Annotated in this window: 8 protein-coding genes; 2 read left to right on the top strand and 6 right to left on the bottom strand. The window is 59.3% G+C overall.

Annotated features, from left to right (window positions below):
- Nucleotides 1–217 precede the first annotated feature (217 nt).
- The 3 genes from MJ257_RS05735 to MJ257_RS05725 all read right to left on the bottom strand — a co-directional run bounded on the left by MJ257_RS05735 (nt 218) and on the right by MJ257_RS05725 (nt 6,095).
- Entirely contained in the window at nt 218–1,012 is a 795-nt protein-coding gene (locus MJ257_RS05735; RefSeq protein WP_240268333.1) for a zinc ribbon domain-containing protein, read from the bottom strand.
- Between the two features lie 873 nt (nt 1,013–1,885).
- Nucleotides 1,886–2,824 (bottom strand): hypothetical protein, encoded by a 939-nt coding sequence (locus MJ257_RS05730; protein WP_240268332.1) that lies wholly within the window; start codon nt 2,822–2,824, stop codon nt 1,886–1,888.
- A 118-nt stretch (nt 2,825–2,942) separates the two neighbouring features.
- The gene (locus MJ257_RS05725; RefSeq protein WP_240268331.1) at nt 2,943–6,095 is read right to left on the bottom strand and encodes a DEAD/DEAH box helicase; all 3,153 of its coding nucleotides are present in this window, start codon (nt 6,093–6,095) and stop codon (nt 2,943–2,945) included.
- A 185-nt stretch (nt 6,096–6,280) separates the two neighbouring features.
- Between MJ257_RS05725 and MJ257_RS05720 the strand changes: the two genes are divergently transcribed.
- The gene (locus MJ257_RS05720; RefSeq protein WP_240268330.1) at nt 6,281–7,045 is read left to right on the top strand and encodes a TspO-related membrane protein; all 765 of its coding nucleotides are present in this window, start codon (nt 6,281–6,283) and stop codon (nt 7,043–7,045) included.
- 102 nt (nt 7,046–7,147) lie between these two features.
- On the opposite strand, the gene MJ257_RS05715 is transcribed toward MJ257_RS05720, so the two are convergent.
- The 3 genes from MJ257_RS05715 to MJ257_RS05705 form a co-directional block, all read right to left on the bottom strand.
- Nucleotides 7,148–7,525: a RidA family protein gene (locus tag MJ257_RS05715; RefSeq protein WP_240268329.1), complete on the bottom strand. Its 378-nt coding sequence runs from the start codon at nt 7,523–7,525 to the stop codon at nt 7,148–7,150.
- 74 nt (nt 7,526–7,599) lie between these two features.
- Entirely contained in the window at nt 7,600–9,015 is a 1,416-nt protein-coding gene (locus MJ257_RS05710; protein WP_240268328.1) for an ATP-binding protein, read from the bottom strand.
- Between the two features lie 39 nt (nt 9,016–9,054).
- Nucleotides 9,055–10,554 carry an HD-GYP domain-containing protein gene (locus tag MJ257_RS05705; protein ID WP_308193165.1) on the bottom strand — a complete coding sequence of 500 codons (1,500 nt, stop codon included), beginning with the start codon at nt 10,552–10,554 and terminating at the stop codon, nt 9,055–9,057.
- Nucleotides 10,555–11,135: 581 nt separating this feature from the next.
- Here MJ257_RS05705 and MJ257_RS05700 point away from each other — a divergent pair.
- Complete coding sequence (locus MJ257_RS05700) at nt 11,136–12,044, top strand: FMN-binding protein (protein WP_240268326.1); 909 nt, start codon at nt 11,136–11,138, stop codon at nt 12,042–12,044.
- The last annotated feature ends 41 nt before the right edge of the window (nt 12,045–12,085 follow it).

Below are 12,085 nucleotides of genomic sequence, written 5' to 3'. Positions count from 1 at the left end.
CGAAGGCGGGAGCATCCGCCAAAGCGGGGGGACAGCCCAACGAGGGCGCCGTAAAAGCGAAGCCGGCACGGCAGCTGCGGAGCCGCTCTTCTCGCTTTGCTCCTGGGCCGCCGTACCGGCGAATACCGCATGCTTATCTATTACTACGAATGAATGCTCTGTCGCGGCCGTTGACTTTATGACAACCTGATGAACTTTGCTCAGCCGCGGCGTGGCGTCAAATTTGTTCCGAGCCGCAGTGCGGGCACCATTTCGTGCCTTTCACCAGCGTAGAGGAACAGATTTGGCATTTGACGGTGGCCACGCCGCCGATCACCACTTCAGGACTCTCCGCTTGCGGCGCGGCGGCGTTCTGGGACCAGCTGCGAATGCGCCGATCCAGCTCTTCCTGGCGTTTGCGTTCCCGTTCCAGCTCGCGCTGGCGCCGCTCCTCTTCCTCGGGATCGGCCGGCTCCGCCGCCTCGGGTGCCTGCGCAGGTTCCCGAGGCTCCGTCTTCTCGCGAACCAGGGAAGCGGCAAGCACCAGCGTATCCATCTCGCTGATCGCTGCCGGCTCCATGACGGGCGGCTCGGAGCTGACCGCCGCCTCGCGAGCCACCGGAGGCTGCACCGGTTCCGGGGCAGGCTTCAGCAGTTCCGCCGGAACGGCTTGCTTGGCTTTGACCAGCTTATGGCCGCAATATTGGCAGAACAAGGCGTCCTCCGTCACGTTCCGGCCGCAGGCGCCGCAAAGGCGTTCATTTTTGAGCTCGGCGATTTTCAACCGAATTTCGTCGCGTTCTTCCGTCAGCAGATCACAGGTCTTGGCCAGCTCGAGCATCTCTTTCTCCGCATCGGCCATATCCTTTTTCCGGTAAGCCTCGTAGAACACTTCGCCCATTTTTTGAAAATATAAACCGAGTTCGCGTTCGATATTTGAAATTTGGGTGTTCAGTTTACCGATCTCCACGACATTTTGCGCGCGATCGGTAACCTTGCCCGCACTGTCTTTCAACCGTTGTAAAATATTCATGACGTGATTCCTCCCCGCGAAATATTCATTATCATACCAGATTTTGCCCCCCCGTGAAACCGTCCCGCGACTCAGGACGCGGCCTCTTCGGTCTTCCCCCACGTCGGAGAACACGCTAGCGCCCTCACTTGCGCCGGAGTTCGGCCTACGTCCAGGACAAATGTTGCAATTAGTACAACATATGACCGAGTTCCACCAGACTAGCACGGGAAATGTTGCAGATTGTACAACATTTTTGCCCGTAGGGGCGGGTAATACGGCCAAAATGTTGCAGGAAATACAACATTTTCGCTATTTAAGGGGCGAATGGGCTTCAAATGTTGCAGAAAATGCAACATTCGGTGCAAAGGGCCGGACCTAAACCCAGGGATGCGGTCCGTCGCCCGGCAGGAGGAGGCGAGAAGGAATAACCGAGAAAAAGTTCTCTCAAAACGGAGGGAAATGTGGACGACCGAGAATTTAACGCCGGTCTGCTTGGGCGAACTTGGAGCGTAGACCGCGCAGTGCGCAAAATAAGTCTGTTACGGATGCATCAAGCTAAGAGAAGCGCGCTTGTTTAGGGAGCATGGGATCTTTTGAGACCGCTTGGGTGGGAGTGTAGCTTAGTACGGGGGCGGTACGTTTGTTACGTGAGTGTGGTCTGGCGCGGGGCGGTACGTCTGTTGCTTGAGTGTGGTCTGGTGCGGGGCGGCACGTCTGTTGCGTGAGTGTGGTCTGGTGCGGGGCGGTACGTCTGTTGCGTGAGTGTGGTCTGGTGCGGGGCGGTACGTCTGTTGCTTGGGAGACAGTCCGGTGACGTGATGCAACGGACGGCCCCGATGAGCGGACGGGGCCACCGCGCTGGACCAGGCCGCGCTGACCGTGTACGACAGGTCAGCGCGGTCGGCTGCGCAGCGGGGCGGCGAGTTCCTCCGCCCGCTGCATGACCCGCTCGGCGACGAGCGACAGCCCCGTCGCCGCACCACGCACGCCGGGCAGCAGCGCAGCCCACGGCGCCGGGTCCGGCCCCGGCGGCTGTGCGCCTGCCGCCGCGGCCGGGCCCGCGGGGCCGAGTTCCACGTCGACGTCGTGGAACTCCGGCCCGGGCTGGTGCAGCCGGCCTTGCTCGGCTGCTTCCGCCAGCCGCTCGGCCAGCGGCTGGCCGCCCGGGCCGGCGGCCTCGCGCCGCGCGCCTTCGCGCGGCCCGGCGGCACGGCGCAGCGCCGCTTCGGCGTCCGCCAGCGGCGCCTCGGCGGCCCAGGCCGCCCAGACGGCGGCGAGCAGCGCCTCGCGCGTCCAGCCGAGCCGGCGCAGCCGCAGCTCGGCGTCGGCCGCCCAGGCCGCCCGGGCGGCGGTCAGCGCCGGCGCCAGCCGGGCGCAGCCCGGGTCGCCGCACGCGCAGCGCAGGCCGCCCCACGCGCCCGAGGCCTCGCGGTCCTCGCCGGGGCTCGGCGCGGCAGCAGCGCCGCTCTCCCGGCCTTCGCCGCCGCTGCCCGGCCCGCGACCGATGCGATCGCGGCCGCCCGCCTCTGCCTCTGCCGCTGCCTTCGCGCTTGCGGCGTTGTCCGCCGCTTCGCCCTCGCCGAGCGGCCACGGTGCGCGCTCCGCCGGCAGCAGCTTCGCGATGCCGGCGGCCCCGTGCTCGGCCAGCGCCGCCGCCAGGCGCGGCCGTTCCGCCAGCCGCCGCAGCAGCGCTTGCTTCTCCCGCTCCGCCGGCGGCGACACCGGGATCAGCACCGCATGATCCGGTTCCAACTCTACCCGCAGCCCGTCCGCTTCATAACGGACCTTCGGCTCGCCGGGCTCCTGTGCTATCGTCTTGGTCCTGGTCATGCGTATTCCTCCTCGCAGCTTTTTCATCTCCAATGCGCTTTTCGGTTTCGAACCGGCACACATCGCCCGCACCATTCTGCCCATTCCCGCATCCGAACCGAACCCGGCGTAAGTTTGTTCAGCCGAGCGCCCCTTCCGGGAAAAGCCCGCCTTCCTGCAGCATGATCAGGCTTCGCAGCTCCTCGTCGCTCATTTCCGTCAGCCATTGCTCGCCGGAGCCGACCACCTGCTCGGACAGCGATTTTTTTCGTTCGATCAATTCGTCGATCCGCTCTTCCAGCGTCCCTTGGCAGATCAGTTTGTGCACCTCGACGTTCTTCTGCTGTCCGATCCGGAACACCCGGTCGGTAGCTTGGTTCTCCACCGCCGGGTTCCACCATCGGTCATAGTGGACGACGTGGTTCGCACGAGTCAGGTTAAGGCCGACGCCGCCCGCCTTCAGCGATAACACGAAGATCGGCGAGCCCTCGCCGTCCTGAAACGCCCGGACCATCGCGTCCCGGTCGGCTTTCGGCACGCCGCCGTGAAGAAAAAACGGCCGGATACCGTAACGCTCCGTCAAACGTGCCTGCAGCAGCTCACCCATCCGTACGTATTGGGTGAAAATCAGCGCCGCTTCCCCGCTGTCCATAATCATGTCGAGCAGTTCGCCCAACCGCTCCATCTTACCCGAGCGCCCAAAAGCGGCCTGCTCCGGCGACCGGGTTCCCTGAACCAGCTCCGGATGATCGCAGATTTGCTTCAGCCGGGTCAACGAGGATAACACCAAACCTTTGCGGGCGATGCCGTTGTGGTTGCCGATTCGGCCAAGCAGTTCCGTCGTCACGGATTGGTACAGGCGGGCTTGCTCAACGGTCAGCGCGCAGTAGGATTTCAGCTCGATTTTCTCCGGCAAGTCCTTGCGGATATCCGGATCGCTCTTGAGGCGGCGCAGCAGGAAGGGCGCTACCAGTTTCCGCAGCTTCTGCAGCTCGCCCGCTTGCTGCTCGCCCGCGGCACCGGCGTACCGCGTCCGAAACGATGCATGCGTGCCTAGGTATCCGGGATTCAGAAACTGAAATATCGACCACAACTCGCTCAGCCGGTTTTCGACCGGCGTGCCCGTCATGGCGATCCGGTGCGGCGAGCTGAGCTTCATCACGCTTTGCGCCTGCTTGGTTCCGTAATTTTTGATGTACTGGGCTTCGTCCAGCACCACCGTCGTCCATTCCGCCGCACGCAGCTCCTTGGCATCGCGGCCGGCCAACTGATACGTCGTCAGAATAATGTCGCATGCCCGGTACTCCTGCAGGAAGCGGTCCTCGCGATAACGGTCGCTCCCATGGTGCACGTACAAGCGCAGCCCCGGAGCAAAGCGGGAGAATTCCCGCTGCCAGTTGCCCAGAAGGGAGGTCGGACAGATGATCAGGCTTTTGCCCTCCGTCTGCCGGGCGCCATCCAACAGCACGGAGATCACCTGCACCGTTTTCCCCAAGCCCATATCATCGGCCAGCAGCGCGCCGAACCCGAGCTCGCGCATCGTGACCAGCCACTGGTACCCCCGTTCCTGATACGGGCGCAGCGTTCCGTTTAGCCCGGAAGGCACCGGCCTCGGGGCTGGCTGGCGAACCGCTCCGCCGGCCATCAGCATCGATAACATCCCCGTTGTTTCGATGCCGGCGATATCCACGCCCTCAAGTTGCACGTCCTCCTCGCCGGAAGCCAAGTGCATCAATTCCCGAAAGGTCAGGGTCCCGTTCTCATGGCGCTTCATGAACTTCAGCACCTGACGGATTTCCTTCACGTCCACTTCAATCCATTCGCCGCGAAAAAAAACGAGCGGCAGCTTCGCCGACGCCAGCTCGGCCAGTTCCTCCCGGGTAAGCTCGCGCCCGCCTAGCAGCGCCTCCGCTTCAAAGGCGACCAACTGGTCTACGCCTAGCTTCGGCATTCCGGCCTCCCCGCCATTCGGCATTCCGTTCACGAATCCGCGCGTTTTGATGCGGATCCCGGCAGGGCGTTTCCCCTCACGGGTCCAGCGGCTCGGCATTTGTACGGTCACCCCATGCTTGCGCAGAGGCGGTACCGACTTGCTCAAGAACGCAAACAGCTCTTCCGGCTCCAGGAGCAATTCCTGCGGCCGCGGGGCTTGGAGGGCAGCAGCCACTTCCCGGGATACGCCAGCCGCTTTGCTCAGCCGCAACAGGAAATTCTCCTGTACGTTACGGTATAGCAGACCGTGAATCTCCATGTCCGGCTCAGGGTAGCTCCAGATGAGCCCTGCAGGTAGCAGAACGCGCGTATCCTCGGCTCCTTCAGCCCAGAAGCTTAACCGCCAAGCCGAGACCGCTGCGGCCCCCCCTACCCCGCCTTCTTGATAAGGCTCCACGCGCAGACAGAGGCGCAGGCTCCCCGTTGCCAGACCGCCGGCTTCGGGATCCTCCGCCCGGGGACGGCCGCCCCCGGCAGCAGCAATGTCTGCGCTCAGTTGGTCCAACTCCGCCGCGCTGCCCTGGATATCCGCAGGTTGCCCGCCGGTCAGCAAACCGTTCCACCACAGCTCGGCGAGCGGCGACGAACCCCGGTGGTAGTCCGCCCGGCTGGCATTCAGCTTCCGCCCCAGATCCTTAACGGCCCCGCGCGTTTCGTGGTCGATCATCGCGATCAGGAAAGAATGCAGCACCGCCATCTGCCGGTCCTCAAGCAGTCCCTCGTCCTCGGAGGATGCTCCCGCTCCTGTTTGCACCGCGGCCAGACAGATCGGCGGCATCGCGCCGGCCAGCCGCTGAAACCGCGCCGCGTCGTCCGGATCCGTCAACAGCGGCCCCCAGGCCGACCGCATTTGCCCCTGTGCGCCGCGGCGTCGTCCGGTGGCTGCCACCGGACGTATGGACGGCGCAACCCGGCCGCGCAGCAGCAGTTCCAGGGCAAACCGGGCCGCCTTGCTCCAATAGCTCATTTCCGCCCCCGGCTTGATGCCCTGCTCCTCCCAAACCGATTCGTCCCACTGCAGCAGCAGACGCCATGCTTCGGACACAGGCAGAGCCAACCCCTCGAGCGACCGGCCGATCAGACTCCGCCGATCCCCGTTCTTATAGGACCTTCGCACGGAAGAGACCGGATACCTGACCTCCGCCAGCCGCAGCACGGCATGCTGAAAAGGCCGGACTCCCGGCTCCAGCTCCTTGCGCCGGAGCACTGCGGTCCAGGCATCCACCTTCGACTCCGATACTTCTCCGGAGAAGCAAAACAACACATCGCCCAGCCATATTCCGTAAAGACGTTGATTCATGATGATCTCCCGTCGGTTATCCTGATTCCTACCCAAAATTCATTACTAACATCTTATACGAAAACCGCGGTTGTTAAAACCGCCTTCCTTCCCACCCTATCTTCTTCGGCAATCCCACTCTTATCTTTTAAGGAAAAATGGGGAATATTGCATGGTAGCATGACGATCGAAGGAGGTCGATTCCCATGATGCGTAGCCGGGCAAGTTATTGGTGCAATCTCGCTTCGTTTGCGGCGCTGATGGCGGCAAACCTAGCGGCAGCGTCTCTTCCGTTTGGCGACCGCCAGCCAGAAGAACTCTCGGACGGTTTGCACGCGCTCCTCACGCCGGCAGGCTATACCTTCTCGATCTGGCTGCTCATTTACGGTTTGTTGACGGGCTGGGTTCTTTATCCGCTGCTGCAGCCAACCCGCGAGCCGTTCTCCGTTACGCCTATGCCGGTTCGGTTCCTGCTCTCCTGCTTGCTCTCCATCCTCTGGGTCACGCTGGGCGATCGTCATCCCCTGATTTCACTGACGGCATTGCTCCTGCTGGTGATTGTGGCGGCTTCCATGTACCGGAGCACCCGGCAAATTCTCCGTCCGGCTGCCGCAGAAATCTGGTTCGTGCGCCTGCCGTTCAGCTTGTATTTCGGGTGGATTTCCGTTACTGCGCTGGCCAGCCTTGACGCCTTGCTTGTTCATACCCGTCTATCCGAAATCCCCCATTTCGGCCCATGGCAACCCGGACTCACCCTCGTGCTCCTCGCCGTCGGGCTTGCCGGCGCCTGCCTGGTTGGATTCCGATGGCGGGACGCCATCGTTCCGCTCACGTTCGCTTGGGGGTATGGCGCCATTGCAGCCGGACCTCAACTGTACCGCGTCGTAACCGTCGTCTCCGGCGCCGGGGCTCTTGCCTTGATCGTTTACGCGTTATGGATCTCCTTCCTGCGCTCCTATGAACGGGATTAGTCATCCTAGACATGGCATCGTCCCTTTCCTCACAGAAAAAAGCCGCCGAAAGGCTTTCGCCTCCGGCAGCTTCCCGGCTCACCGAGCCGGCCTTAAGCCTTCTTATTTGATCGCGATAACCTCGATTTCTACCAGGCCGTCCTTCGGCAAGCGCGCCACTTCGACGGCGCTGCGCGCAGGATACGGCTCTGCGAAAAACGAACCGTACACTTCGTTGACCTTGGCGAAATCATTCATGTCCTTTAGAAATACGGTCGTCTTGATGACCTTGTCCAATCCGCTCCCGGCAGCAGCCAGAACGGCCTGAACATTTCTCAGGGCCTGCGCGGCTTGCGCTTCGACCCCTTCAGCCAGCTGTCCGGTTTCCGGTACCAGCCCCAGCTGGCCCGAGGTAAAGATCAGATCTCCCAGTTGAATCCCCTGAGAATACGGGCCGATCGCACCCGGCGCGGCCGTCGTGGAAATCACTTGCTTCTCCATATCCTGTCATCCCATCCTTTCTTCTCCCCATTTTAACGATAATCGGTCCATCACGGCAACTTGGTGAACGAACTTCACTCTTCGTGATGCTCCCGAGCCGGTCTCATGGGCAAATAGAAAGAAAACTCGCTGCCCTGCCCCTCCTTACTGGTCATGCGAATATATCCGCCGAGCAGCCGGGCCAGGTTGCTGCTAATTGAAAGGCCCAAACCGGTCCCCCCGTATCTCCGGCTAATCGACCCGTCAGCCTGATGGAATGCCTCGAACACGGACGACTGCTTCTCCTCCGCTACGCCGATGCCAGTATCCGATACGGTGAAGACCAACCATTCCCCGGTCGACGTATCGTCCGCCGGTGCTCTGCGAATGTCCAGCTCCACGCGCCCCTCGTGCGTAAATTTAAACGCGTTGGACAGCAGATTCCGCAGGATCTGGACGATCCGCTGCGGGTCGGAGATGACCGAAGCCGGCAAGCCCGGCTCCTGCCGGATAACGAATTCGATATTCTTCTGGGCGGCAGTCCGCTCGAACTGTACCTGCATCCAGACGGGGATCTCCGCCAACACCACTTCCTCGTTCGTAATCTCCAGACGCCCCGCCTCGACTTTGGACAGGTCCAGAATGTCGTTGATGATCTGCAGCAGCTCATGTCCGGATTTATGGATAATTCGTCCGTATTCCGTGATATCCTCGCCGGCTTCCTCCGACTCGCCGATCATTTCAGCTAGATTAATGATGCTGTTCAACGGCGTCCGCAGCTCGTGCGACATCGTCGCCAGGAACTCCGATTTATAGTTGGAAGCCTGAGCCAGCTGCTTGGCCCGGTCTTCCAATCCGATCTTGGCTTTATGAAGCTCGTCGGTCTGTTTGCGAAGCAGCTCGTTGGCGTATTTCAGCTCCAGGTTTTGTCTCGCTCCAAGCTGGAAGTCGCGAAGGATCAGGGCAAACCCCAGGCTGAGCAGAATGCTCATCGGCAGCGCGACCGGCATGATATCAAGCAAGTAGCGCCGCATCGGTATCACTCCGAAAAGGGCGATATTCAGGCTGTTTACCCCATTCACGACCAGGATCGTAACGATGCCTTTGAAGGCAACGTGATGCCGGGTGCGCCGCATCCAGAAGTTCAAGCCGGCACAAACAAATCCGAGCAGCGTCAGGTTCAGCAAACCGACCATCGCCGCTTCGCTGTAGCCGAACGTCAGCCGGGCCAAGCCGATACCCACCCCGATCAACACCATCGTCAACGGTTGCGTATACACAAAAGCCGCTATAATCAGCGGCACCAGGCGCAGGTCGAACAAGGCGTCATCTTTAAGCCGGAATCCAAACTTCATGCAGATCCAGCCCGATAAGATCATCAACAGAACGGACAGGATGTAGAGGGTGTTCTGCGACATTTTCCTTAAACCGTATTTATATAGGATATTGGCCAAATAGGCCACCGTGATCAACAAGCTCAGATTCAGCACGAAGGTATTACCGATCCCCATATCCTCACTCCTGATTGATGAATCGGCTTGTTCCGCAGATCAGCCGGATTCTTTGCTTTGGTTGTCCCGCCGGTAATGCTGTACGAACAATTCGGCGAAATACGGATCCCACTGGGTTCCGCGGCCCTGCTCCAGAATCTCGATCGCTTGGTCCCGGTCCAAGCCTTTGCGGTAAGGCCGATCGGAGGTCATGGCGTCAAAGGCGTCCGCCACGGCGATAATCCGTCCGAACAGCGGGATCTCTTCCCCGGACAAGCCGTCCGGATAGCCCCCTCCATCATAGCGTTCATGATGAGACCGGACCCCCGGCAAATAAGGGGCCATTGCGTCCGCAGGCTCCACCTGCTTTAAAATCGCCTCCCCGAGCGCGGGGTGCTGCTTAACTTGCTCCCATTCCTCTTCGGTCAACCGGCCTTCCTTCAGAAGAACCGCATCGCGAATGCCGATCTTGCCGATATCGTGGAGCAGCGCGGCCTTGCGCAGTTCATCGATGCGCTCTTCGGGCAAACCAGCCAGCTCGCCGATTTTGACCGCGTATTCCGCGACCCGCAGCGAATGGCCGGCCGTATACGGATCGCGGGCGTCCAGCGCCGCTGCCAGGGTACCGAAATAGCTGTCCACCAGCAGGCTGTTGCGGGATGCTTGGGTTTGCAGCCCTCGCAGCATATGATTAAATCCCGTCACCAGACGGGAAAACTCGTCAGAAAACAAATCGCTGGCCCCGGTTCGGATGCTCCCGGATTTCACTTCGGCCATCCGTTCATATAAATGCTGAATCGGCAGCATAATTTCGCGTGCCAGCAGCCGGGAACCGATAAACGCAAATACGATGCTCACGGCTAATATGTACCCGGCCCATTGCCAATAGGCATAGGCGCCATGCCCGTAGTTCTCAAGCCGGAACTGCATCGATAAGCTGTACAACAGCAACGGTGTCATGCTCATCAAGAAAAAACTCCATATTAACTTTCGCGATACAGGGACGATAACCCTTCCATGTAGCGATAATTCCTTGCCAAACATCTTGCGGCTCCAGGCGATGAGCTCCTCCAATACCGGCCGGATCGCATAGGAGGTTAAGTAATATTCAACCAATGCATGCATGCCGCTGACCAGTATGCCGCCCAGAGCGGCGAGCAGCACATAGTAAGGCGGAATCGACAGGCGGCCGGCTTGGATCAGCCCCAACGTTAAGCCCGCGCCCGGAACGACCAGGCCGAATAGATGGGGCCCGAGAATCCGCTTGACGGCGAGAGAGGGCAAGCGGTGCGTGCGTATGTATACATTTTGAAGCGTCTGGTAGCTGCCGACTTCCTCCATGAATACGCTGCGGATCGGCTTGATTTGCCGGGCGAACACGATCCATTCCAACCCCAGCATGCAGCATAGCGAAAGGCCCAGAATACCGATCAGCCAGGCATATTCCGATGGGGATATATCCAAAGGCGCGGCAGCGATGAGACTCGCGATCGCGACGACCGCAAGCAAGGAGCCGGCTGCGTAATTAAGTAAAAGGCGCGAAATAAACGTCCTGTACACCGTCAAAGAGGATGCCTTCTTTCCGTCTCGCGATATTTTCGGGCTTGCCCGCTTCTATTTATATCGGCAGTTGTCATGACTATTTTCATAAGCCGTTTGGAACTTTTTGTTTATAAGCCCTCTTTTCGGATGACTAAACGGCCTGCACGTTCCTGGAGTATGGGCTTTTAAGCCTATTCTGGATAGGTAATTGGTCTATCGCTCCGGGCAGCAGGTTACCGATCCCGGTGAAGAACCAAATGAACGCGAGCGGATCCCCATATAAGAACTTCTCCCCGCCCCCGAAACCACACCATCTTAAAAAAATAAATATTTAAAATTTAGGTAATCGTTTTCAACTGTTCAATCCCTTATGGGACGCCGCTTCTGCCGTTCTGGGGAGTTGTTTTATATCACACCTCATGTGATTAATTTCACATTAACACCTATTTTAATATGCTAAAATTCCATCGAACAAAGGTTTTGGGACTCCCGAACCCCTCATAAAACCAGCCTTTTTCAAGGTTTTCCCCACCCGATTCCCGTTATTAAAATGTCTTCACATTTTAATATATATATTTCATTCACTGGAGGTCTCTATCATGAAAAAAGCTTCAATTATCCTTAGCAGTGCCCTGCTGCTCGGTGTATTGGCCGGCTGCGGGTCGAACAATGACGCGAACAGCGCGAACACGGCAGAACCGGCAAACAACGCTGCTGCCACCAACGCAACAAATGCCGGCGGCAACAACGCTGCTGCAGAGCAAGGCAAGTATCAAGACGGCGTGTACTATGCTCAAGGTGAAGTGGATGCGGAATCGGGTTGGCAGTCCTACGTAACTCTGACGGTTTCCGGCGGCAAGATCACGGAAGCCAAGTGGAACGGACTGAGCGAAAAGGCTCCTGTCGATAAAGTGACTTACTCCAAAGAAGGCAAATACGGCATGAAAGCCGGCGGCGCTTCTTCCGAATGGCATGAACAAGCCGAGAAAGTCGAGCAGTTCCTGATCGAGAAACAGGATCCTAAAGCGGTGACTTTGAATGAAGAAGGCAAAACCGATGCAATTGCCGGCGTTTCCGTCCATGTAAGTGAATTCTTTAACTTGGCTGATCAAGCGCTGGCCGCCGGTCCGGTTGAAGTCGGTCCTTACAAAGACGGCACCTACCATGCCGAAGGAGCAGCCTTCGACGAGAAATCCGGTTGGAAAGATACCGTTGACGTCGTTGTTGCGGCAGGCAAGATCGTTAAAGTTAACCTCAGCGGCGTGAACGAAAAAGGGGAAGACAAGAAACAAACATCGATCGACGGCAAATACGGCATGAAAGCCGGCGGCGCGCAAGCCGAATGGCACGAAGAAGCCGCTAAAGCCGAAGCTTTCCTGGTTGAAAAGCAAGATCCGGCAGCCGTGACGTTTAACGAAGAAGGCAAAACCGACGCCATCTCCGGTGCTACGATCTCGCTGCAATCTTATTTCGAACTCGTGACCAAGGCACTTGAACAAGCGAAATAATCGCATATTACCACCCACCCTAAAATGAGAAGGTGAATCTC

This window comes from Paenibacillus timonensis, from assembly GCF_022427145.1.
GTDB classification, from domain to species: domain Bacteria; phylum Bacillota; class Bacilli; order Paenibacillales; family Paenibacillaceae; genus Fontibacillus; species Fontibacillus timonensis.
The sequence above is the reverse complement of the archived record's forward strand: the minus strand, read 5'-3'. Positions and strand labels throughout refer to the sequence as shown.

Excerpts from the sequence above, each read along its gene's own strand:
- MJ257_RS05735 (WP_240268333.1), bottom strand. The coding sequence starts at position 1,012 with ATGAATATTTTACAACGGTTGAAAGACAGTGCGGGCAAGGTTACCGAT.
- MJ257_RS05730 (WP_240268332.1), bottom strand. The coding sequence starts at position 2,824 with ATGACCAGGACCAAGACGATAGCACAGGAGCCCGGCGAGCCGAAGGTC.
- MJ257_RS05725 (WP_240268331.1), bottom strand. The coding sequence starts at position 6,095 with ATGAATCAACGTCTTTACGGAATATGGCTGGGCGATGTGTTGTTTTGC.
- MJ257_RS05720 (WP_240268330.1), top strand. The coding sequence starts at position 6,281 with ATGATGCGTAGCCGGGCAAGTTATTGGTGCAATCTCGCTTCGTTTGCG.
- MJ257_RS05715 (WP_240268329.1), bottom strand. The coding sequence starts at position 7,525 with ATGGAGAAGCAAGTGATTTCCACGACGGCCGCGCCGGGTGCGATCGGC.
- MJ257_RS05710 (WP_240268328.1), bottom strand. The coding sequence starts at position 9,015 with ATGGGGATCGGTAATACCTTCGTGCTGAATCTGAGCTTGTTGATCACG.
- MJ257_RS05700 (WP_240268326.1), top strand. The coding sequence starts at position 11,136 with ATGAAAAAAGCTTCAATTATCCTTAGCAGTGCCCTGCTGCTCGGTGTA.